This window comes from Exiguobacterium sibiricum 7-3 (assembly GCF_000620865.1).
Lineage (GTDB): Bacteria > Bacillota > Bacilli > Exiguobacteriales > Exiguobacteriaceae > Exiguobacterium_A > Exiguobacterium_A sibiricum_A.
Window position 1 is genome coordinate 2584914 of sequence record NZ_KK211190.1, and the last position, 23856, is coordinate 2608769.

The window sequence follows — 23856 nt, forward strand, 5'->3', positions numbered from 1 at the left end:
ACTCACGCGGCGTTGCTCCATCAGACTTTCGTCCATTGTGGAAGATTCCCTACTGCTGCCTCCCGTAGGAGTCTGGGCCGTGTCTCAGTCCCAGTGTGGCCGATCACCCTCTCAGGTCGGCTATGCATCGTCGCCTTGGTGGGCCATTACCCCACCAACTAGCTAATGCACCGCAAGGCCATCCCAAGGTGACGCCGGAGCGCCTTTCATCATCAGACCATGCGGTCTGAAGAACTATTCGGTATTAGCTCCGATTTCTCGGAGTTATCCCAATCCTTGGGGCAGGTTCCTTACGTGTTACTCACCCGTCCGCCGCTCATTCCCCTCACTTCCCTCCGAAGAGTTCCGTGAGCTTCCTGCGCTCGACTTGCATGTATTAGGCACGCCGCCAGCGTTCGTCCTGAGCCAGGATCAAACTCTCCATAAAGTGTTTGACTTGCTCGTTTTTGTGACCGAAGTCACGTTGACGAAGCTTGCGCTTCATTCATTGTTTGTATCCGAAGATACGTTTTTTGCCTCATCGTTCAGTTTTCAAAGTTCGTCATTTCTTTTGCGTCGTGTTAGCGACTTCAATAGATTAACAGGTTCTTTCGATTATGTCAACCATGTTTTAGAAAAGATTTTTCAGCCCCAACAAACCGTTTATAAAAGGCGTCTCGCTGGAACATTTATTAATATACCAACAAAATTCGACAAACACAAGCATTATTTCAAAAAAACTTTACAAAGGATTTAAAAACCCTTTGTAAAGCCTTTAGAGTCTTAACATACTGATTGCGGTAAAGACGATGTTTGCCGGCCGTTCCGCCAAACGTTTCATCAAATACGTATACCAATCAACGCCATGCGGGACATAGATCACGACACGGTATCCCTCATCTACTAATTCCTTTTGCCGGTTCGGCCGCATCCCTTGAAGCATCTGAAATTCAAATTGTTCGGGTCCGATTCCCTGTCGATGCACGAAACGGATGATTTCTTGAATCATGTCTTCGTCATGTGTCGCCACCTGCGTATAACACCCTTGCAACAGGTTTTGTTTGACCAGCTGTAAATATGTCATATCAACGGTTTCTTTTCGTTCAATATAAATATCTTTTGGACCGGTATACGCCCCCTTGACGACACGAACGGTGGATTGCAAGCGTTCGAGATCAAAACGCGTTCGGTATAAATTGGCTTGCAACGCGATTCCGACATTTGAGAACCGCTGCCGCAACTGTTCAAAAACTTGGATGATCGTCTCACAAACGGCCTCTTCTTCCATATTAACCGTCACACGCATATCAAAACGTTCTGCCGTTTCTAAAATTCGGGTCATTTGTGTTACCGCGATTCGTGGATCGAGTCGTAAGCCGACTGATGTGAGTTTCAGTGAGACTTGAGCATTCAGTCCCTCCTCTGAAATCCGATGGATGACTTTAATGCATTCATTGGCGATTGCTGCCGCATCATGTTCCGATTCAATGAATTCACCTAGACAGTCAATTGTCACTGCCCGCCCGTCTCGATTTAATGTTTGAACGGTTTCAACTGTTTCGTCCAATGTCTGCCCGCCAACAAAAAATGTTCCACCTAAAGGCAAACCGACTTTTCGCGCCACCTGAATCAACCGTTTGTCTTCCGCCAAGTATTCAAAGACGGGACCTGTAATCTTTTCAATCATCGAAACACCTCCTCTTACTCCTCTTTCCCTCCCCCACAAAAAAAACGCCTTTCTTCTATATAGAAGAAAGACGTCATTACAACACGAAAACTTAGTGTAACCAGATGAAGTAAGCAAGGAATCCGAGTGACATCGCGTACATGATCGGATGGACTTCCTTCGCACGACCTTTTGCGATCATCGTGATTGGATAGAACAAGAATCCAAAGGCAATACCGGTTGCGATTGAGTACGTGAGCGGCATCATGATGACCGTCAAGAAGGCCGGAACCGCATATTCGAACTTCTTCCAATCAATCTGGAGAAGAGATGAAGCCATCAATACACCAACGATGATTAATGCCGGTGCTGTTACCGGTGCTGTAATAATCGCGAGGAGTGGCGAGAAGAACAATGCAAGTCCGAAGAATAAACCGGTTACGATCGCCGTCATTCCTGAACGACCGCCTGCTGCGACACCCGCACTTGATTCAATGTAAGAGACCGTAGTCGACGTTCCGAGAATTGAACCGGCGACCGTTGCTGTTGAATCTGCAATCAAGGCGCGACCGGCACGCGGGACTTTATTTTCTTTAATCAATCCTGCCTGGTTTGCGACCGCAACAAGTGTTCCGGCTGTGTCGAAGAAATCAACGAAGAAGAATGTCAGGATGACGACTGCCATCTGGACTGTGAAGATTTCATTAAAGTGTAAGAATGCTTGACCGAATGTCGGTGCGATGCTTGGTGGTGCTGAGACGATTTCACCGAGACTTGATGGGACCGGAATTAAACCAAAGATCATACCGGCAATGGCTGTGATAATCATTCCGAAGAAGATGGCCCCTTTAATTCCGCGTGTCATTAAGATGGCTGAGATGACTAAACCGAAGACAGCAAGTAATGTCGTTCCCTGCCCTAAGTTACCGAGCGACACGAGTGTTGCTTCGTTGGCGACAACGATACCGCCTGTTTTCAAACCGATGAAAGCAATGAATAAACCGATTCCGGCAGCTACTGCCATTTTAAGCGGTTCCGGAATCGCATTGATGATTGTTTCCCGAATACCAGACGCTGTTAACACCATGAAGACCAGACCGGATACTAAAACACCGGATAAAGCCGTTTGCCACGGGATACCCATTCCGATGACGACGCTGTAAGCGAAGAACGCATTCAGTCCCATGCCGGGTGCCAAAGCGATTGGGTAATTGGCGAGTAATCCCATCGTGACCGAACCGATGATGGCAACGAGTGCCGTGGCACCGAAGACCGCTCCCGCATCCATTCCCGCTTCTGCGAGTGTGTTCGGATTGACGAACAAGATGTAGGCCATCGCGAAGAACGTCGTCATACCGGCGATGAACTCTGTCCGCATATTCGTACCGAGTCCATTAAAATCGAAGTAACGCGCAATCGCATTCTCCTTTTGTTTCGATTGTTGCGGTTTCATCTGTGTGCTCATGATTGCCCTCTTTCCAAATAAGCCGTCTCAAGAAACGAAAAAAACGGCAGTTACCTAAGCGGTAAAAGCCGTTTCTTTAAGCGCACACCAGAATCAGTGCACGCCGTAGTAGGAACCTTTAAGGTGTTCCTGTAGAGACTTCCGGGCCATATCCCCAGAATTATACGGCATTATTTTTTGTTTTTTTAGTGGATGATTAAAATAAGAACAGACACATCGTAGCACGCTCTAAATCACCGGTCAACCATAAAAGCGAAATTTAGTCGTTCAAATAATCCGAACGTTCGGTTTTGGAAGCGTTTTTTCGATCAACTGACTTTCCCTAAGCTTTTCTGATTACGCTTATCGTTCTTTAAAATGAGCGGCGATAGCTGAAAGCGTACCGGTACTCTTCCTAAGACTATTACAAGAACTATCGCCAAAATCGGAAGGAGCAGTACTTTCCCTACGGTAAGCTCATTGAAATACGCAACGGCAACGAGTCCTTTGACGATGAATCCGTGAAGAATATAGATGGTCAACGTCTTTGTTCCAAGATGAGAAAATAAGGACGGCTTTCGCGGCAATAGTGTAAAGAACGCTACAATCATAACGCACTGTAACATATACAGAACAAGTCGTACGATTGGTCCTGTATCGGTTAATCCAATCTTGGAATACGAATTCGCTCCACTCAGCAAACCAAACTGAAAAAGGTTCGACCAAATCCACATCATCAGAGCAACGATCATCATGACACTTACAGCCACTTTACGATTCGGGAATGCTTGATAGATCGTCCAACTTTGACTCTTGAAATAATAACCGAGCACAAAAAACGGAAAGAAGACCAAAATCCGTGACAAACTGAACATCCAGCCGATCTGTTCAACGTAACCGGCAATTAAAGCAATCAGAACACTGATGACCACGATGTGTCCAACCCCAAATTTAGTGAATCGCGCCAACTGAAGAACTGCCGGCAACATTAAACTCCAAGCGAACATCGCAAACAAATACCAATAAATATAAGCTGGTTGGAAGGTCAAAAATTGATATTGATCCATTCCGATTCCTTTCATGACTGCCACAAATACGAGTTGAATGAGTACGAACAGCACGAGGTAATCCCCCAAAAGTTTTAGTCCGGTTCTGACAGTCAATTCCGCTTTTGAAAAATAACCGGAAATGAAGATGAAGGCCGGCATATGAAACAAGTAAATAAAATTAAAAACACCTTCTAGCATTCGGCTTTTCACAATAAAAGGTTCAATCAAGTGACCTAGAACCACCAAAAAAATTAATACTAATTTGGCGTGATCATAAACCGGATTTCGTCCGTTCATCGTCCTCTTCCAACTCCTCTTCTCATCTGTCCGTCTTCGGATCCTTTTTTACGTTACTAAAGTTTCCATCTAAAAACACAGGTTTCGAAAAAAAGAAATAAGAACGTTATATACACATCAAAAACGTTATATACACATTAAAGAAGAGAATAGCTGATCAGCTATTTAGTTCCATGTTTTGTTGAAAATTAACATGATCGTTAACCGAATACTTCTTTAAAATATTCCGATAACAGACCTTCGCCTTTAAATCGATCTTCTAAAACAGGTTGTATCTGCTTTAATTCATCCTTAAGTGTTCCATAGGTATTCGAGAAAGATCCTAAGTAAGAATATTTATATACAGGTTCCTCAGGATACAATTCATAAGCACGTTTTAACATAGAAATCCCCTTTTCTTCGCACTGTTCATAGTCTCCAAAGTAATACGGAAACATGGAAATCATATAACCAAAACACCAGAGAAAATCTTCCTCCGTCATAAAATGAGCCAAACCGAAAGTTGTCACTTCAGTCAACACAGACTCTAATTCATCCGTATCTATATCTGCATCTGTAATTCCCAGTGGCCCTTGTTCGACTACGACATACCAACAAAAAAAGCCAAGTCGTACAGTCTTTTTTAAGTCCATCGGATTTTGTTGCCATGCTTTTAAAAGATATTCTTTTGCTTCATTCCAATTCTCTTGATGCTCTAATCGATCAACTTCAGGCCATATCCAATCAATCATAGTGGTTCGCCACCTATTCCATTTCATTACTCACTTCATATTATATCAAGTGTCCGACACACAGCTCGATGTGTCTTATTTTCCTTCTTAGAATTTGTTGATTCAGTTTAACGTCACTCAACAGTCCCATGATTTTGGTCACGAAAAAAGCCCACCTTCATTCACAAATCATGCGAACAAAAGAGAGCTTCATTTTGAAATAACCTAATTATTACGTTCCCTCTACTATCAAATCATTCGATTCCTCAGGTTCTTTGTCTATAGATTTTTCATTCCTAATGTTCATTTGAATAGCATTAAGTATAAATAGACAAATTGTTGAAAGTAACGAGAAACCTGCTAATACAAAATAAGCTGTTGCTTGAGAAGCATTAATCATGTAATTGTAAGCATCGCCACCAACATATGCATTAACTGAGTCTTCTTCATCTGTAAATACGTATTCGTCATCCGAAGACGGATTTTCGTAAACAGTAAGTTTATGAAATCCAATTCCTAAAAAGATAATAAATGCTAATAAAAGCATAGAAATAGTAAAAACTAAATAATTTTTCATTTATACCTCCAAATATTTTTAAATTTAACTTATTATACTAAAATAAAAAATTAAATTCTACCACTTTCTGTTATTCATATCATTTTCTTTGACTAAATAAAAATACTCCCTTTTATTTGCGAAATAACACAAATAAAAGAGAGTATTTTTAGAAGTCAATAGTCGTAGGTGATAAGAAGTAAAATCAGCTCACAGCATCTAAACCATTGGTATATAAGGGTCTATAGCTACTTCCTAATTTTAAATTCCAATTTCACTCCCACTCAATCGTTGACGGTGGTTTCGACGTCACATCGTACAGGACGCGGTTGACGTTCTGAACTTCGTTGACGATCCGGACCGAAATCTTCTCGAGCACGTCCCACGGGATGCGTGCCCAGTCCGATGTCATACCGTCAATCGACGTAACGGCACGAATTCCGACTGCATAGTCGTATGTCCGCTCGTCACCCATGACACCAACTGAACGAAGTGGCGGCAAGACCGTGAAGTACTGCCAAATCTCGCGTTCAAGACCGGCTTTTTTAATCTCATCGCGGAGGATGAAATCGGATTCGCGGACGATTTCGAGCTTCTCGTCTGTGATTTCACCAAGAACACGGATTCCGAGACCCGGTCCCGGGAAAGGTTGACGCCAAACGATTTCGTCAGACAAACCAAGTTCTTTTCCGAGTGCACGGACTTCATCCTTGAACAACGTGTTGATTGGTTCAATCAACTTGAACTGCATGTCTTCCGGCAATCCACCGACATTGTGGTGTGATTTAATCGTTTGTGCTGTATCCGTTCCACTTTCGATGATATCCGTGTAGAGCGTTCCTTGCGCAAGGAAGTCCATATCCGTCAATTTCGACGCTTCTTCGTCGAAGACGTAAACGAATTCGTTTCCGATGATTTTACGTTTTTGCTCCGGATCCGAGATCCCTTTTAACTTGTTCAAGAAGCGGTCTTGCGCGTCAATCTTGATGACGTTCATGTGGAAGTGATCCGCAAATGTCTTCATGACACTTTCGGCTTCCCCTTTACGCAAGAGACCGTGGTCGACGAACATACATGTCAACTGGTCACCGATTGCCGCGTGAATGAGTGCTGCGACGACTGACGAGTCGACGCCTCCTGAAAGCGCACAAAGGACCTTTTTATCGCCGACTTCTTCTTTAATTTTTGCGATTTCGACTTCGATGAAGTTCCCCATCGACCAGTCGCCTGTACACTGACAGACTTCAAACAGGAAGTTCTTCAAGAGTTCTTTGCCGAACATCGTGTGGTTAACTTCCGGGTGATACTGGACGCCGTACATCTTCAGTTCTTCGTTTTTGATTGAAGCAATTGGGCACGAGACGTTTGTTCCATCGACGACGAAACCGTTTGGTACCGATGTGACGAGGTCACTGTGGCTCATCCAAACCGTTTGTTCGAGTGGGAGGTTCGCATACATAGGTGATGGATCATTGAGTGTCAATGTCGCTTTTCCGTACTCACGGTGTCCGGCACGTTCAACCGTTCCACCAAAGTGTTGCGACATCAATTGCATACCGTAACAAATTCCGAAAATCGGAATGCCGAGGTCAAAGATTTCCGGGTCACAGCGGTACGCGTCTTCTGCATAGACACTACGTGGTCCACCAGAGAAGATAATACCGGCTGGTGCGATGTCTTTTACTTCCGCTGCAGTGATCTTATGCGAATGCAGTTCACTGTAAACTCCGAGATCACGAATACGGCGTGTGATCAATTGATTGTACTGACCTCCAAAGTCGAGGACGAGGATCATTTCTTGGTCCAAATGTGCTTCCAAATCTATTCCCGCCTTTCCAATTTCATGCGTAACCCGATGAAAAAAGCCCACTCTTCCCCCATAGATAAATGGAAAAAGAGCAGGCCGCTTCACAAAAAAGTGTATACGAAGGGTCTGCTCCTTCATAGTCAGGTCGTTTAAGGTGACCCGGTAGAGACTCTCACGCCATATTCGCGAGTATATACAAAGGAGATGCATGTATGATTTACGTTGTTCCTATTGTAACTGTATCAATTCGAAAATATCAACCCTCTATCCGTCGAATGATATTTTCGAAATATTCACGTTTTTTATCAGCGGATAACGATTCGCCTCCGTAGACCATCCGTTCGTAGGCATCGGTCAACGGACGCATCGCATACGTTTCGTAATATCCGTCGACCTCATGCGCAAGTTCCGTCAGTGTGCGGCCGTCCTTGTAGTGGAATCCTTGTTTATCAAGGCGGCGCAATAAGAAACGGTACATCCGCTTGAATCCTTCCGGACGATGAAGCTGGTTGCGGAAGAATAAAACCGCTGCCGTCCGGATCAATGGTTTCCGGAAGAGATAGAGGAACAGCACTCCAACAATCAGACCGACAACCGGCCAAATCGGGAACGACTGTTGCTCGGTTTGCGCCGCTGTCGTCGTTTGTTCTTCATCGAGCAGATTTTCCTGCGGACGGTTCGGTGTTGCCGTTTCGGTATCCGTCTCCGTATCCCGCTGCGGATTGGCTTGTTCGGTTTCATTGTTCGTTTCCTGATCGATTGTATATTGCCCGGCTCCGTCAAAACTGACGGTCGGCTCAAGCGGTACCCAACCCGGTCCTTCGATATACACTTCGACCCACGAGTGAGCATTTTTATTGCGGACCGTATAACTCGTCACGGCTGCCCCGATGACATCGGAGTCGCCGCCCGTAAATCCTTTTACCCAACGGGCCGGCAGACCGGCAGCACGTAACAACACGGTTGCGGATGTCGAGAAATTATCACAGTAACCGAGTTTCGTCTCAAATAAAAATTGATCGACATAATCTTGATTTTCTTCCGGTACAGCGACTTCTTCCGTATTGTATTCAAAGTTTTCCTGTTCAAAATAACTTTCGATTGCCTTCGCTTTATCCCACGGACTGTCTTCATCCGCGACAATCTCTTCCGCGAGATCACGGACACGGTTCGGTAACGTATCCGGTAACTGTAAATACCGGTCCTGCTCCATCTCGGACAATGTGATCGGCTCATCCGTCTGAAGCAATTCTTCCGTAAACAACGGATACGTATATTGAATCTGATAATTTTGCTGACGCTCCGCGTCATCCAGGTACGAGACCTTTTGATTTTCCGGATCAATCAACAGATTTTGCCGTTGCTTGTCTACACTCAAACGGACGTTGTCCCCGTTATACGGCACAAACGGCAGCTCCCGTGACAGTTCAAATGTCGCCCGTTCTTCCCGTGTCTTGACATCATCTCCGAAGTGCGAGAAAAATCCCCGCGAATCGATTTCGGGTTCTGATTTCGACAGGACCCAGCCTTTGCCGGTATAGACGTCTTTTGTCTCGACACGCCAGTAACGGCTGCCTTCACTTTCGACCTGAAAGACTTCCCGATCGTCCATCTGGAACGGACCGCCCAACTGTTCGTCGTTGTTGCCGTAGCCGACTTTTTGAATCCGGCTCGACGATGTGCCCTCACTCTCGAAACCATCGGTCCAGTCATACCAGCTGTCCTGCCATGTCGCCGTGATGACCGGACTCTGAAATGCGGCAACCACTGTCGCTCCGATAATCAGCAACGCACTGAGTGGACGGACATAGGATGCTGTCGGCCGTTCACTGACTTCTGTCGCATATAACAAAAACAGCGCCAGGACGATCGGATAGATGATGAACTGTTCCCCTGAGTAATCCGTCCACGTGTCGCAGTAGGCAATGAAGCCGATGACACCGAGGGCCAGACCGAAGACAAAGCCGCGGTTTGGAAACGTCCGCCGTGCCAAATAGCCGATCAAGAAACTGATCAGTCCAATCGAGAAGGCAAATGCCGGACGTCCCGGTAATTCCCCGTTGATGACACGGTTGATGTCGCCCGCGATTTCACGGAACAGATTCCACGGTGCTTCTCCGGGAATCAAAATAAAGTAAAACGACACGAGCAGGGCGAGCAGGCTGCCGAGTAAAAACCAGCTGCGCCGCAGATGCGACAGCAGTAATGGTGTCAACAGGAGCGGCAAAAACGGAATGACACTCTCAAACGTCGTCAGTTCGAGTAACGGCGGCATGAAGCTCGCAAACAGCAATCCGGCGAGCAGATTCCAAATCAATCGTCGCATCATCCGGTCGTCCTCCTCTCTGGTGTATAGACATGAACGCTTGCTTCCTGCCGGACTTTCGAAATCCACATCTCATTGTTGGATTCGAGATCCGGTGTGATGAACAGGACGTTTCCGTTCAGCCGTAACGCTTTGGAAGAGTATTCCCACGATTCGATGAATGACCGGGTCCGGCTCGGTTGCGCCGTCATCAAGTAGTGGGTCAATTTTGCGCCTTCGAGCGGCAACGACAAGGACTGGACCCCGTGCCCGACAAGGTGAATCCGGTAGTTCAGATGGCGTTTATTCAGTTGATCCGTCGCGGCGGCCAGCATGGAAATACTTTTCTCGAAGTTCTCATCACTGACCGTTCCTTCGTCAAATACGATCGTCGTCTCGCGCTCCTGTTCCCGTTCAAACGTTTTCGTCATCAATCCTTGCCGTTTCGCGGTCGCTTTCCAGTCGATCTGGTTCATCCGGTCCCCACTGACGTATTCACGGACACCGACGACCGTAAAGGACGATTGCCGGAGATCAAGGGAGACGGGAGAAATCCCGCCGTCGCCACGGTCATCCTCGTGTGGCAGTTGAACCGCTAACCGGGCCGGTTCAACGGCGAGATATGTTTCGACCGGATAAAGTTTTTTCCGCATGAACAAGCCGAACGGATCGCGTATTTCCAGCACACATCCGGGAATTTGATACAGTCCACGGCGGATCGAAGGAATCAAATAGTCGATGTGTTCGACTTTGCGGTAATGCGCCCGCAGCGGATGCCGGATGTTCAGCGGTTCTTCGCTAAGTGCTGCCGGAACGGCTTCCGTCACGTCAACGGCACCGACGAGGAACGGATATTTCCGTCGTACTTGAAGCGACACCGGAATGTCGGTTCCGGCAATCAGCATTTTATTGGAGACTTCCCGCGTCGCAATCGCTTGTGTGACAGGCCAGATCAAAAACAGTGTCCAGTACACGGTCAATCCTGCCATGACATAAACCAGCAGCGATGCGACGTTCCCGCCGTCAATCCGGGCATATACCCATAAAGCTGTGAGTGTGATCAGCAAGACGGCGTAACGCCAACCGATTTGCCATCTTGTCATAAGGACTCCACGTCTTGCTGAATCGGTACGGCGACTTCTTTTTTCACTTGTTCGAGAACTCGTTCTGCCGTCTGTCCATGATAGCGCGCGTCCGCTGTTAAGATTAGCCGGTGCGAGAGCACGGGTGTCAACAGTTCTTTGACGTCATCCGGTAAGACGAATGACCGCCCTTCCATGTACGCCCAGGCTTGCGCCACTTTCATCAGGGCAATCGAAGACCGCGGACTGGCTCCGAGATAAAGTGATGCATGTGTCCGTGTCGCCTGGACCAGATGGACGATATATTTTTTCACCGGTTGCGAGACATGAACGTCTTTCACCGCCTCTTTCATCCGTAACAATTCGTCACGTGTGATGACGGACTCGAGCGTCTCAATCGGTTCATCCCGTTCGAACCGCGTCAATAGCTTCATTTCTTGTTGAAAGTCGGGATATCCCATCTTGACCTTAATCAAAAACCGGTCGAGTTGGGCTTCCGGAAGCGGATACGTTCCTTCGTGTTCAATCGGATTTTGAGTTGCCATGACAAAAAAGGGATTAGGAAGCGTGTGAATTTCTCCATCCACCGTTACATTCGCTTCCGCCATCCCTTCGAGTAATGCTGATTGTGTTTTCGGTGAGGTCCGGTTGATTTCATCTGCCAGGACGATGTTTCCCATCAAAGGACCCGGCCGGTATTCAAACTGACCCGTCTTTTGGTTATACATCGAAACCCCCGTCAAATCGGACGGCAGCAGATCAGGTGTGAATTGTACACGTTTAAATGTCAAACCAATCGAACGGCTGAAAGCCCGAACGAGCATCGTCTTCCCGACACCCGGTACGTCTTCGAGTAACACGTGACCTCCGGCAAGTAATGCTGCTAAAGATTGTGTAATCACATTTTCTTTTCCGATGATTACTTTTTCTACGTTGTCGATGATCGCTTGAATCTCCTTCGTATATGTTCGCATCGTCTGGCCCCTTGCTGTTTAGTAGTTGAATTTTCTGACTCTTTATATCTTCTCATATCTGTCGATGCTTTTAAAGGCATAGGGATAGTTGAATACGCACAAAAGGGGGCGCCGCTGTTCGCGACTCCCCCTTCCTGCTTTCAGGAACGATCACATATCGTAAACCGTTCTTGAGCCGTGCAATCTGCACGTAAAACACGAATCACTTCGTGTCTATTGTCATGTTGCGTCCGTCAAGTCCGGTGATCCTCTTCTTCTCGAAGCGACATGCGATCGTTCCCTATACATTGATAATCATTCATGTGCATCACCATCCTTTCATATACTGAATATTACCGATTCTATTCGAAGTTAAACCTCTTTTTTTAATTATTTTTTGAAACGGTAATAGGTCGAAGCCAAGGCAAGCGCCAAAACGGCACCTTTGATGATGTTCAGTGAATAATACGGTACCGATAACATGACGAGCCCGTTCTCAAGAATTCCGACGAGACAAGCACCAACCAGTGTCCCGAGCGCATTCGGCTTGCCTTGTCCGGCAAATGAAGAACCGATGAAGGCCGCTGCGACGGCCGGCATCAAATAACCGGATCCGGCATTGATTTGGGAGGAGCCGACTTGCGACGCCAGCAAGATTCCGCCGACAGCCGCCAGTAATCCGGCAATCAAATAAGCAACTGCCCGGTACCGGTTAACCCGAATCCCGGTCAGATGAGCCGCTTCCGGATTTCCGCCGATGATGTATAGAAAACGTCCATGCCGTGTGTGGTTCAAAAAGACATGCGTCACGGCGACGACGACGAGCATGATCAGAATAATCCACGGTGCTTGACTGATGGTTAGAAACGATTCCGGAATCATGCCGACCGTCGGTGTACCGTCGAGACGGGGCATCCCGGCACTGATTGACCCGCCACCGGTATAGGTCATCGCGACGCCTTCAAAAATGAACATCGTCGCAAGTGTGGCGAACAGATCCGGAATCTTGAACTGGACGATCAACAAAATATTAACGAGTGCGACCGCCAAGGCAATCAAGAGGGCCAGACCAATCGAGACGCCAAGCGGCAGACTGTACCACACAAAAAAAGATACGACGAGTGAACTGGCGAAGGTCGCAGTCGAGCCGACGGACAAGTCAAACCCGTTGACAGTCAACGAAACCGTTAACCCGATGGCGATGATCGTGACAATCGAGATACTTCGTAAAATGTTGACGAGGTTCGTCCCTTGTAAAAAATTCGGTGCCGTCATGGCAAAGAATAGAATAAGTGCGAGAATCGCGAGGACGATGCCCCAGTCATTCAAGAAACGCAACACCGGTTTTCCCGGTGCGGTTCGTGGTGTGTCCGGCTTTGCCGTCGGTTCGTGCAATACGTCATTCATTCTGTCGTCCTCCTGTTGCATACCACAATAATTGTTCTTCGGTCGTTTCCGCAGTGGTCGTCTCAAACACGATTTCCCCGTCATACATGACATAAATCCGGTCGGTTACAGCCAGCAGTTCATCCAGTTCACTCGACGCATAAATGACGGCTTTTTGTTCTGCAGCCAACCGGTCAATCACTTGGAAGATTTCCGCTTTCGCTCCGACATCGACACCTTTTGTCGGTTCATCCAACACTAAAACGGACGCGTCTGCCAGCAACCATTTTCCGATGGCGACTTTTTGTTGGTTGCCGCCCGATAAGTCGGCGGCACGTTGCTCGGTACTGCTGACTTTAATCGACAGTTGCTGAACGATTTTTTTTGTTGCGGTCCGCTCTTTCGTCTTTTGTACGAACCCGAACCGGTTGACGAATTGTTTGAGACTGGCTGCCGTCATGTTCTGATCAATCGGATCCGAAACTAAAATCCCTTCTTTCCGCCGTTCTTCCGGCACAAGTCCAATACCAAGCCGGACCGCATCATACGGCGAACGGACGCGGCGTGTTTCTCCGTGCAGACGAATCGATCCCGAAGTGACAGGAAGCGACCCGAAAATCGTTTTACACAATTCCGTCTTGCCAGCACCAACGAGTCCGGCAATGCCGATTACTTCTCCGGCACGGACCGTTAAGGAGACCTGGTTGAGGTGCCCGGTGACCGTGATCCGGTCGAGCTCAAGTGAGGCTACGCCTGCCGGACGCGTCTGTCGTTTCGATTGCCGCAGACGCCGGCCAAGCATCTGTTCGACGACGGTTTCTTTTGTTTGTCCGGCAAGAAGCTGCCGTGAGACCAGTTTCCCGTCACGCATGACGGAAATGGATTCACAAATCTCAAATAGTTCCTGCAGGCGGTGGGAAATGAAGATGACGCCCAGTTGTTCCGTCTCTGCCAGCTCACGAATGATGCGAAACAGTTGCTCCGTTTCCCGTCCGCTGAGCGGGGCAGTCGGCTCATCTAAAATCAGGAACCGACTCTCCTGCACCAGGGCGCGGGCAATCAAAACCAGTTGTTTTTCGGCCAGTCGCAGCTCACTGACCCGCTGCCTGACATCGATCGACGCCTTCAATTTCCGTAAAGCACGCTCGGCTATTTCTTCGTATCGCTGCCGTCTGATGAACCCTTTCAGCTGTCCGCTCGTCAGAACATCGAGACAGATATTCTCGGCGACGGTCAAATAACCGACCAGTGCCGTATCGACTTCCTGATAGACGATTTCAATCCCGGCCCGTTTCGCGGCACCCGGTGAATCAATCGTCAGCGGCAGACCGTCAAACCAAATCGTTCCGTCATATGAATCGTACGCCCCGGCCAACACTTTCATCAGCGTGGATTTACCGGCTCCGTTCGCTCCGACAAGCGCATGGATTTCCCCGCGGCGCACGGAAAAATCAACATCATCCAGCGCCTTGACGCCGGGAAATTCGATTGAAATCCCCTGCATCTCCAGTCGTTGTTCATTCACCGGACGGGTCATTTCCCGTCATTCGCTTTCCGCAGTTTTTCCATCCACGGTTCGTTGAATTTTTCGGATGTACTCCAGCCTTTGATGATCGTATCGAGATTGTACATCGTCGTGTCGGCTTTCAACGCTTTTTGCTCGACCAGTTTGGCGTCCAGGTCAAAACTGTCCGGTGTTGTTTCGCCGGCGAGCTTTTTCGCAAGCAGACGCATGTCCGTCTGCCCGATCAAATGCGGATCGACGGCACTCGTCGACACCCAATTACTGCCCTTCTCACGCATCAGATTGATGTCCTGATTCGAGACATCGATTGAAATAAGCGGAATTTCCTGTCGTTTGTTGTCTTTTAAGGATTTATACGCCCCTTTGGCGACTTCATCCCAGGCACCCCAGACGGCATCAATGCTTCCTTTCGGATACTTGGCGAGAATTGCGTTCATCTTCGTCGCGATATCGCCTTGGACATCCTGGAAGTTCGTCGGTCCGACTGTCTCGAGCGTCTTGATTTTCCCATCTGCTTCATACGTCTTGTAGATTTCCTGACGGCGGTCAAGCGGTGCAAAACCCGGACCGAACCACAGTTTGATGACTCGGACCGGCTTGTCGTCCTTCACTTTCGTCACTTCATCCAGCGAAAGCTGTGCCAGCTTGTGATCATCCTGGAATGTTTCCGTGATGCCTTTTAACGTCTGGTCTTTTTTCTTCGTCACCGTATCGAATGTGACGACCTTAATTCCTTTGTCAATCGCCGGCTTGATCATGTCGTAGGCATAATCCTCTTTTCCGTGCGAGATGATCAATCCGTCATAATCCTGCTGAACGGCTTGCGCGACGAGTTCCTTGAATTTAACGTCATTGCCTTCCGAAATGAACGTGTTGACCTGAAAACCAAGTGCTTCCCCTTCCGACCGGGCTCCGTCCAAAAACTGTTTCGTATGATCGTCGGATGCCAAATTGCGGATGACGGCAATCTTGACGTCACCCTGGACGCCTTCCGGTACACCACTGATTTTTTTCGCCGGTGTCGCTTCGCTATTGGCGCAAGCAGCCAGCAAGACCGCTGGTGCAAGTACCGCAAATGCTAATTTTTTCATCTCGATCTCCCCTGTCTGTTTAACGTATCTGTTGTCCGATTGTCTGCTCGATCGTCTCGACGGATGGATGTTCGATGACCCCGAGTTCCGTAATGATTGCCGTGATTAATTCGTGCGGTGTCACGTCAAACGCCGGATTAAAAACCGCTACTCCGGCTGGCGCCGTCACTTTTCCGGCCAGTTGCGTCACTTCACGGGCATCGCGTTCTTCAATCTCAATTTCGTCTCCCGATAAGCTCGTAAAATCAAAGGTCGAAAGTGGTGCGGCGACATAAAACGGAATCCCGAAAGCACGGGCCAGTAACGCCAGTTGGAACGTGCCGATTTTGTTCGCCGTATCGCCGTTTCGGGTAATCCGATCAGCACCAACGATGATGGCAGTTATGTTCTTTTCCTTGATCGTATGCGCGACCATGTTGTCCGTAATCAACGTCACGTCAATTCCGGCCCGTTGCAGTTCCCATGTCGTCAAACGTGCTCCCTGAAGTAACGGACGGGTTTCCGATGCATAAACGGAGAGTGGAATTCCCTGTTCTTTCGCGAGATAAAACGGAGCGAGTGCCGTCCCGTAAGCCGCTGTCGCAATCGATCCGGCATTACAAATCGTCAGAATCCGGTCACCGGACTGGAACAATTCCAGCGCATGAATACCGATTTGCCGGGATGTCTTGGCATCCGCCTCATAAAGCGCCAGTGCTTTTTGTTCCAACCGTTTTGGCAACTCGGCAAGCGTCGTGCTCGAGACGATCAGCTGATTCAGCTCATCTAGCACATTCCGCAGATTGACGGCGGTCGGTCGGGTCGAGAGTAGTTGTGCCGATACCGTCAACAAGTCTTGTTTCGCTTCAGGAAGCGACCCTGTCGTCCGAAATGCTTCCTGTACAAGGATGAAGCCGCCGAACAGGCTGATCGCCGGTGCACCACGGACTCGCAATTGTTTGATTGCGTCAATCGCTTGCGCTAAATCATGAATGATTTCATACCGTTCTTCTTCCGGGAGCCGGGTCTGATCCAAGATCGTCACCGTCCCATTTTCATAGATGATGCTTTGGACGAATTGGCTCATCGGCTGAGTTCCTCCGTCAAATCAAAGTTCCGTAAATCAGTGAACGTCTTGCATTCAGTCCGGCGTTTAATCAATGCCACTCCAAGACGTAACGCATGGCGTTTCCGCTCGAGTCGTTCCCCCGCGTCCGTGATGTTCTCAAGGTCGGCGACCGGTGCTAGTCCAATCGTCCGGCGGATCAATTCACATCCGGCAAAGCCAAGTGCGTCCTGCAAAATCGTGCTGAGGACATCGTCAACAAGCCCGTCCGCTGAACGGAACGGCTCCACCGCTTCCCGCTCCCATAATGCTTTGAACGTAGACGCAAAGGTCAGCCAAAATGTATCGATGTCTTTCACCCGTCCATTCCGTAACTCGGCATAGTTCGGATACGCGGCAAAGCAGAGATGGGCGATGAATTGTCCGACATCAAAACCAAACGGTCCGTAAAAGGCAAACTCGGGATCGATGACTTTTGTTTCATCGGCTGAAGCAAAAATACTTCCAGTATGTAAGTCCCCGTGTAATAACGCGTCGCCCTTCGTGATGAACAGAGTTTCGAGTTTCGCGACTTCGCGTTTCAGCGCTGCATCCTGCCACAACTGAGCCACTTCCGATTCCAGCCCGGCTTCAACCGCATTCGTTTCCGCGTCATAAAACGGATCCGTAAAGATTAATTTTTCCGTGATATCACAGAGATCCGGATTGTAGTAGTTCCGCGCCACTTGTTTTTTTGTGACCGGTCCAAGTGCAAAATCCGACGTGTAAAACAGTGTTCGCGCCAAGTAAGAACCGATATGTTCCGCAAGCAACGGATACTTCTCCCCTTCGAGCAAGCCGGTCCGGACAATCGTCAAGTGAGACAAATCCTCCATCACCGTAAATGCCTCTTCCTTACTTGCATGGTAGACGTGCGGGACGAACGGAACGGCGACTTTTGCAAATTCTTTTAAGGCGGACTGTTCAATCCAGGCCCGTTCAAGCGATAACGGCCAACTTTCGCCGACGACTTTCGCATACGGTAAAGCCTGTTTTAAAATCAATCGCTGATTCCCCGATTGAATCCGAAAGACAAGGTTTAAGTTCCCGTCCCCGATTTCCTCTGCCGTCACCGGTCCTTTGCCGATCAATCCGAGTGTCTGGACCCGTTCAATCGCGTCCTGTACTGTAAATGCTTGGTATCCCATTATGGTTTCCTCCTTGTTGATCACACGAAAAAACGCCTCTTTTCGTCAAAGAAAAGAGGCGCGGTAGAATACTCCGTCCTCTTATCTCTCAGACGAATGTCTGTTGGATGTAGCACCGTGCCGGATGGTCGGTTGCTGCGGCGTCTTCGGGCCAATTCCCTCTGCCAACTCACGATAAGAGTCATATGTAGTTGTCGTGTGGTTGATGTTGATTTGAATACTACGTGCGCGGTTGGTCGTCTGTCAATTCCAATTTTTAGTGAAACGGCTTAAAAAACGGAACCGTCTATAGAAGAAGTATTTTCAAAAAAATAAATTTTCAAAATATAGTTTGACAAGGGACCAATCTCGTGTAAAAATTGCAATTAGATTTCACAATTTCATCCAATTCTTATCAAGAGCAGACGGAGGGACGAGCCCTACGATGTCGCAGCAACCGACCACTTGGCACGGTGCTAATTCTTGCAGCTATTACGCTGACAGATAAGAGTCCACGCGCAATTTTTCATGGTCTCTTGTCATTGACGAGGGACCATTTTTGTATTTTTCAATAAGGGAGAGACGATTCATATGGCGTATATTACCGCAACGTACCAACTCGGGACGACCAATCAGTTGGCGAAACGAGCAGAACAAATCGCGCTCGGTCTGACGGTCGGTTCCTGGACCGATTTAAATCATTTGGAACAGCAGCAGCTGGAATCCTTCAAAGGACAGGTTGTTCATACCGAAGAACATGACGGCAAAGGTTACATCACGATCCGTTATCCGGAACACAACGTCTCACGCGACTTTTCCGCTATCTTAACGACGGTCTTCGGCAAACTGTCGCTCGACGGACAAATCAAGTTAACCGATCTACAGCTTCCCCCGTCGTTCACGAACGACTTCCCCGGTGCCAAATTCGGGATTGAAGGAATCCGTCAGTTGATTCAAGTCCATGACCGTCCCCTGTTGATGAGCATCTTTAAAGGGGTCATCGGACGAGACCTCGTCTTTTTACGGGAACAACTCGAAGCCCAGCTCGCGGGCGGCATCGATCTCGTCAAAGATGATGAGATATTGTACGACAATCCGTTGACGCCGGCACTCGACCGGGCACGGATTGGCCGGGAAGTCCTCGATGCCCATTATGAACGGACCGGCAAACGGGCGCTTTACGCGATTACGTTAAGCGGTCCCGTCTTCGGCTTGAAGGATCAAGCGAAACGTTTGATTGAAGCCGGCGCGACCGCCTTCCTGCTCAATACGTTTACATACGGACTCGACGTCCTGCGCGAGTTAGCGGCTGACCCGGACATTTCCGTTCCAATCTTCAATCATCCGGCCTTAAGCGGTGCCTTGATCGCAAGTCCCGAATACGGGATTGCGGCTCCTGTTCTGCTCGGAACGTTACCGCGACTGGCTGGTGCCGATTTGACGTTGTTCCCATCGCCGTACGGGAACGTGGCACTCGCCAAAGACTTGGCCCGCGGGATCGCCGTCGAAGCAACCCGGATCGGGGACACGAAGACAATTTTGCCGGTTCCCTCGGCCGGTATCCACCCCGGTCTCGTAGCCCAGCTCGTCCGTGATTTCGGTACCGACTCGGTCATCAATGCTGGAGGCGGCGTTCACGGTCATCCGCAAGGTGCCGCTGCCGGTGTCCTCGCATTCCGTCAGGCGCTCGACGCCGCACTGACCGGAGAATCGCTGACAAGTGCTGCGGTGCGGCAGGAAGAATTACGAATTGCCCTCGACGCTTGGGGGATCACGAAATGACAATCCGGATTTTATGTGACTTTGACGGGACCGTGACGGAACACGATAATATCATCGCCTTGATGAAGGAATTTGCCTCGCCGGCAGCGTTTGAACCGTTGAAAGAAGGTGTGCTCGACCGCTCGCTGTCGATTCAATCCGGGGTCGGACAGATGTTCCGGTTGCTCCCATCAGATCGAAAACAAGATTATGTTGATTTTTTGATTGATCGGGCTGTCATCCGTCCCGGCTTTGAGACCTTACTCGCTTTTGCTAAATTGAACGGAATCGACTTTGCCATCGTCAGCGGCGGGATCGACTTTTTTGTCGAACCGATTCTTGCCGATTTACTGACAGATGAAGCGATTTACTGTAACGGCAGTGACTTCAGTGAGGAGATAGTGCAGATTGAATGGCCGCATGCCTGTGACGCGGCCTGTACGAATCAATGCGGCTGTTGTAAAACGTCAATCGCCCGGAAGCTGAAGCAGGACGGTGACACGATCATCGCGATTGGTGACTCCGTGACGGATTTTGAACTGGCGAAACAGGCTGATCATGTCTACGCCCGTGATTATCTGATTACGCTATGCGAACAGCACGGTATTCCGTACACGCCGTTTGAAACGTTTTACGACATTGTGGATCATCTGCAGACAACGGGGGTGCATGCATGACATTTTTGAAACGATACGAAGAACTCCGAGCGATCAAGCAGGAGTTCGCTGCACGCGACTGGTTTCCCGGTACGAGCGGTAACCTCGCCATTCGGACGAACAGCAGTCCGACAGAATTTCTTGTGACGGCAAGCGGCAAAGATAAACGCCAGGACACGCCGGACGATTTCGTCCATGTTGACGCGACCGGTCAATTGATCGGCGAACAAAACGGACGTCCGTCTGCTGAGACCTTACTTCATGTCGAAGTGTTTAACCGGACGTCGGCCGGCTGCTCGCTTCACGTCCATACGGTCGACAACAATGTCATTTCGGAACTCTACGGAGACCTCGGGGAAATCCGATTTACCGGTCAGGAAATCATCAAGGCGCTTGGCCACTGGGAAGAAGATGCGGAAGTCGTCGTGCCGATTATCCCGAACCATGCGGATATCCCGACTCTTGCTGCAGTGTTTGCCAAGCATGTAAAAACGCAAAGCGGCGCCGTCCTGATTCGCAATCACGGGATTACAGTCTGGGCACCGACTGCCTTTGAAGCGAAAAAACAGTTGGAAGCCTTTGAATTTTTGTTCAGCTACACGTTAAAACTACAAACGTGCCGACAGGCGATTCATTAAAAGGAGGAATTTAAAATGGCAACAGTACTTTTCCAAAAGACAAACGAACGGTATACGGATCAAAACGAGGTGTCTTCATTCCTTGCTTCACGCGGCGTGCTATATGAACAATGGGATGTGTCGAAGCTTCCCGCAGAACTGGTCGACACCTATACGTTGACGGATGCGGACAAACAAACGATTCTCGATACGTTCCAATCGGAAATCACCGATGTCTCGGAACGTCGCGGCTATCAAACGGCCGATATCATCTCACTGTCCGATGCAACACCGAACTTGGATGAACTGCTCGTCAACTTCCAAAAGGAGCATCACCATACGGATGACGAAGTCCGGTTCATCGTCAGCGGTCACGGTGTGTTTGCGATCCAGGATGACGAAGTCGGCTATTACAACATCGAACTGAACCCCGGAGATTTGATTTCCGTTCCCGTCAATACACGTCATTACTTCACGCTCCAGGACGATCGCAAAGTCGTTGCCGTCCGGATTTTCGTGACGACGGATGGTTGGGTGCCGATTTATGAAAAAGATCCGATTGAAACAACGAACTGAGGAACATCCTGAAGACAGACGGTCCGGACCATCCGGCTGTCTGTTTTTTTCTGCTCCATTCCTATCCTACAAACATACCGCTTGTTTTCGTTTCCTCCTATATAATGAAGAAAAGACTCATTTGAATGGAGGTCACGTGTATGATGATTCGTCCTGTCCAAGAAGCTGATTTACAAGACATCCTCGCCATCTATAACGAAGGCATCGAAGACCGGATCGCGACGCTTGAAACGGATACTAAGGAATTGTCCTTTATGGAGGATTGGTATCAGGAACGAACACCCCGCTATGCCGGGTTTGTGGCGTATGAAGGAACAACGATTCTTGGTTTCATCTCACTTGACCCCTACAACCCGCGCCCCGTCTATCAATCGGTCGGTGAATTATCGGTCTACATCACCCGGACCCACCGCGGACAAGGCATCGGTCGTCAGTTGTTACAGGTCATCGAAGAACACGCGATTACGCACGGATTCCATAAGTTAATCCTGTTTACGTTTCCGTTCAATAAGATCGGTCAAAAGCTCTACATCCGGTCCGGTTTCCGGATTGTCGGAACATTTAAGGAACAGGGCATGCTCAACGGGTATTATGTCGATGTCCTGGCGATGGAAAAGTTGCTTCCGAAAACGATAGACGATCAAATATGATTAACACGGCGGCTGAATGGGAAATGAACGAACAGTGAAACATTCCCAACCCGAAAGGAAGACTGCCCGTGGATATTCAACAGATTCGTAATGCAACACTCGTCGTCACTTATGCTAACCAAGTTTTTTTAATCGATCCGTTTCTCGGTGAAAAAGGAACTTTGCCGCCGTTTGGTCAAACGCCAAACGCCGTCTCGAATCCGCTCGTCGACTTACCGGTCGATGTCTCGACATTACTTGATCCCGATGCAATTTTTGTTACCCACCTCCATGCCGATCATTTTGACGAGACGGCAAAAAAAGTCTTACCGAAACAGATTCCTCTTTATGCTCAAAATGAGTCAGATGCGGCTACGATCCGCGAAGCCGGATTCACGAACGTCTCATCGTTTGAGAACGGATTGTCACTCGGCGATATCCGCGTTTCTCATACATCGGGTCAACACGGTGTTGGCGAAATAGGCCAACGGATGGGCACCGTTTCCGGTATCGTCTTGACGCATCCCGACGAACCGACACTCTATATCACCGGTGATACGATTTGGTGTGATGATGTCGCAACTGCAATCGAGCAGCATGCACCCGACATCATCGTCGTCAACAGTGGTGCGGCACAATTCTTGACCGGAGAACCGATTACGATGTCCCAGCGCGATTTACTCGCCGTTCATCAAGCAGCTGCTGAGTCGACAATCATCGTCTCGCATCTCGAATCCGTCAATCATTGTCTTCTGCGCCGTGATATGATTGCTGATTTCTTGGCTGCCCATCATTTATCCGCTCATTTCCTCATTCCGGATGACGGCGAAACCATTTCCTTCTAAACGAAACGAAGTCCACTGTCCCGGTAGTACTCGGGATAGTGGACTTCGTTTTGTTGATCGTTAATCGTGACTTGGAATGACGAGTCCGAGTAACCGGGCAAACGTGATGGCCTGGCTTTCCGTGACGATGGCACCTGGTAAGAAGCGCGGATCAATCGTGATTCCGGATAAATCGGCTTGCCGCAGATCCAGTCCTTTTAATGCCGTCTCGACCCATTGACTTTCCGACAAATCGACTTCATGCAGCCGGAAATCGGTTGGCTTCATTTCAAAGAAATGACTTTCCCGCATCGTCGTCTGCTCCACTGCGACGTGACGTAACGCCGTCCGAATCAGTTGGGCATAATTGGCCTGACAGTTTTTGATCGTTACATGATCAACCGTATTCGATTCAAAGTGAATTCCGGTCAGGCGACAATCCTCAAAGACGACCCGGTGAAAACGACTGTCCTGGAACTGACAGCCCGTCAAGTCACATTGTTCAAACCGGACGTTCTCAAACGAGGCACGTTCAAAAACGAGACCAGCGAACGAGATGTTCCGAAAACAGACTTGATTGACATCCAGCCGTTCTGTCAACTCGATTGGGAGTGTCTCTTTTTCGTAAAGTGTTTGATACAGATACGGGTCATCGATTTCGACATCCGCAAAGGTTTCCGGTGTCAATTGGTGCGGTAACTCGGGTAATTGAATGATTTGTTTTTTCACGTA

21 protein-coding genes and 4 riboswitches are annotated in these 23856 nt (G+C 48.7%); of the genes, 6 read left to right on the forward strand and 15 right to left on the reverse strand.

Annotated features, from left to right (window positions below; genetic code table 11):
- Window positions 1–754: 754 nt before the first annotated feature.
- The 14 genes from P402_RS0114355 to mtnK form a co-directional block, all read right to left on the reverse strand.
- On the reverse strand, window positions 755–1666 hold the full coding sequence (locus P402_RS0114355) for a proline dehydrogenase family protein (protein WP_034770053.1): 912 nt from the start codon (window positions 1664–1666) through the stop codon (window positions 755–757).
- 91 nt (window positions 1667–1757) lie between these two features.
- Entirely contained in the window at window positions 1758–3062 is a 1305-nt protein-coding gene (locus P402_RS0114360; RefSeq protein ID WP_026829315.1) for an NCS2 family permease, read from the reverse strand.
- Window positions 3063–3196: 134 nt separating this feature from the next.
- Window positions 3197–3298, reverse strand: a riboswitch (purine riboswitch).
- Between the two features lie 120 nt (window positions 3299–3418).
- Window positions 3419–4435 (reverse strand): acyltransferase family protein, encoded by a 1017-nt coding sequence (locus tag P402_RS16570; RefSeq protein WP_081776659.1) that lies wholly within the window; start codon window positions 4433–4435, stop codon window positions 3419–3421.
- 200 nt (window positions 4436–4635) lie between these two features.
- Window positions 4636–5166, reverse strand: coding sequence for a hypothetical protein (locus tag P402_RS0114370; protein ID WP_026829316.1), 531 nt, complete (start codon window positions 5164–5166; stop codon window positions 4636–4638).
- Window positions 5167–5377: 211 nt separating this feature from the next.
- Entirely contained in the window at window positions 5378–5722 is a 345-nt protein-coding gene (locus tag P402_RS16575; RefSeq protein WP_051524890.1) for a hypothetical protein, read from the reverse strand.
- A 253-nt stretch (window positions 5723–5975) separates the two neighbouring features.
- Window positions 5976–7496 (reverse strand): glutamine-hydrolyzing GMP synthase, encoded by a 1521-nt coding sequence (gene guaA / locus P402_RS0114380; RefSeq protein WP_034770322.1) that lies wholly within the window; start codon window positions 7494–7496, stop codon window positions 5976–5978.
- Between the two features lie 129 nt (window positions 7497–7625).
- A riboswitch (purine riboswitch) is annotated at window positions 7626–7727 on the reverse strand.
- Between the two features lie 37 nt (window positions 7728–7764).
- Entirely contained in the window at window positions 7765–9837 is a 2073-nt protein-coding gene (locus P402_RS0114385) for a transglutaminase TgpA family protein (protein ID WP_026829318.1), read from the reverse strand.
- Entirely contained in the window at window positions 9834–10916 is a 1083-nt protein-coding gene (locus P402_RS0114390; RefSeq protein ID WP_026829319.1) for a DUF58 domain-containing protein, read from the reverse strand. The genes P402_RS0114385 and P402_RS0114390 overlap by 4 nt, the downstream gene beginning before the upstream one ends.
- Entirely contained in the window at window positions 10913–11869 is a 957-nt protein-coding gene (locus P402_RS0114395; RefSeq protein WP_026829320.1) for an AAA family ATPase, read from the reverse strand. The genes P402_RS0114390 and P402_RS0114395 overlap by 4 nt, the downstream gene beginning before the upstream one ends.
- 369 nt (window positions 11870–12238) lie before the next feature.
- Window positions 12239–13255 carry an ABC transporter permease gene (locus P402_RS0114400; protein WP_026829321.1) on the reverse strand — a complete coding sequence of 339 codons (1017 nt, stop codon included), beginning with the start codon at window positions 13253–13255 and terminating at the stop codon, window positions 12239–12241.
- Window positions 13248–14771, reverse strand: coding sequence for a sugar ABC transporter ATP-binding protein (locus P402_RS0114405; RefSeq protein WP_026829322.1), 1524 nt, complete (start codon window positions 14769–14771; stop codon window positions 13248–13250). Before P402_RS0114405 ends, P402_RS0114400 begins: the two co-directional genes overlap by 8 nt.
- Window positions 14768–15850, reverse strand: coding sequence for a sugar ABC transporter substrate-binding protein (locus P402_RS0114410; RefSeq protein WP_026829323.1), 1083 nt, complete (start codon window positions 15848–15850; stop codon window positions 14768–14770). The genes P402_RS0114405 and P402_RS0114410 overlap by 4 nt, the downstream gene beginning before the upstream one ends.
- A 19-nt stretch (window positions 15851–15869) precedes the next feature.
- Complete coding sequence (gene mtnA, locus P402_RS0114415) at window positions 15870–16916, reverse strand: S-methyl-5-thioribose-1-phosphate isomerase (protein WP_026829324.1); 1047 nt, start codon at window positions 16914–16916, stop codon at window positions 15870–15872.
- Window positions 16913–18082 carry an S-methyl-5-thioribose kinase gene (mtnK, locus tag P402_RS0114420; protein WP_026829325.1) on the reverse strand — a complete coding sequence of 390 codons (1170 nt, stop codon included), beginning with the start codon at window positions 18080–18082 and terminating at the stop codon, window positions 16913–16915. Before mtnK ends, mtnA begins: the two co-directional genes overlap by 4 nt.
- A gap of 78 nt (window positions 18083–18160) precedes the next feature.
- Window positions 18161–18263, reverse strand: a riboswitch (SAM riboswitch).
- A gap of 207 nt (window positions 18264–18470) precedes the next feature.
- A riboswitch (SAM riboswitch) is annotated at window positions 18471–18572 on the forward strand.
- Between the two features lie 80 nt (window positions 18573–18652).
- Between mtnK and P402_RS0114425 the strand changes: the two genes are divergently transcribed.
- The 6 genes from P402_RS0114425 to P402_RS0114450 all read left to right on the forward strand — a co-directional run bounded on the left by P402_RS0114425 (window position 18653) and on the right by P402_RS0114450 (window position 23145).
- On the forward strand, window positions 18653–19843 hold the full coding sequence (locus P402_RS0114425) for a 2,3-diketo-5-methylthiopentyl-1-phosphate enolase (protein WP_026829326.1): 1191 nt from the start codon (window positions 18653–18655) through the stop codon (window positions 19841–19843).
- Window positions 19840–20499: a 2-hydroxy-3-keto-5-methylthiopentenyl-1-phosphate phosphatase gene (locus P402_RS0114430; RefSeq protein ID WP_026829327.1), complete on the forward strand. Its 660-nt coding sequence runs from the start codon at window positions 19840–19842 to the stop codon at window positions 20497–20499. Before P402_RS0114425 ends, P402_RS0114430 begins: the two co-directional genes overlap by 4 nt.
- The gene (locus P402_RS0114435) at window positions 20496–21116 is read left to right on the forward strand and encodes a methylthioribulose 1-phosphate dehydratase (protein WP_026829328.1); all 621 of its coding nucleotides are present in this window, start codon (window positions 20496–20498) and stop codon (window positions 21114–21116) included. Before P402_RS0114430 ends, P402_RS0114435 begins: the two co-directional genes overlap by 4 nt.
- A 15-nt stretch (window positions 21117–21131) precedes the next feature.
- The gene (locus P402_RS0114440) at window positions 21132–21671 is read left to right on the forward strand and encodes a 1,2-dihydroxy-3-keto-5-methylthiopentene dioxygenase (protein ID WP_026829329.1); all 540 of its coding nucleotides are present in this window, start codon (window positions 21132–21134) and stop codon (window positions 21669–21671) included.
- 140 nt (window positions 21672–21811) lie between these two features.
- Window positions 21812–22321 (forward strand): arsinothricin resistance N-acetyltransferase ArsN1 family A, encoded by a 510-nt coding sequence (locus P402_RS0114445; RefSeq protein WP_026829330.1) that lies wholly within the window; start codon window positions 21812–21814, stop codon window positions 22319–22321.
- A 68-nt stretch (window positions 22322–22389) separates the two neighbouring features.
- Window positions 22390–23145 carry an MBL fold metallo-hydrolase gene (locus P402_RS0114450; RefSeq protein ID WP_026829331.1) on the forward strand — a complete coding sequence of 252 codons (756 nt, stop codon included), beginning with the start codon at window positions 22390–22392 and terminating at the stop codon, window positions 23143–23145.
- 60 nt (window positions 23146–23205) lie between these two features.
- Here the strand turns inward: P402_RS0114450 and P402_RS0114455 are convergent, their stop codons facing one another.
- Window positions 23206–23853, reverse strand: coding sequence for a pentapeptide repeat-containing protein (locus P402_RS0114455; RefSeq protein WP_026829332.1), 648 nt, complete (start codon window positions 23851–23853; stop codon window positions 23206–23208).
- Between the last annotated feature and the right edge of the window lie 3 nt (window positions 23854–23856).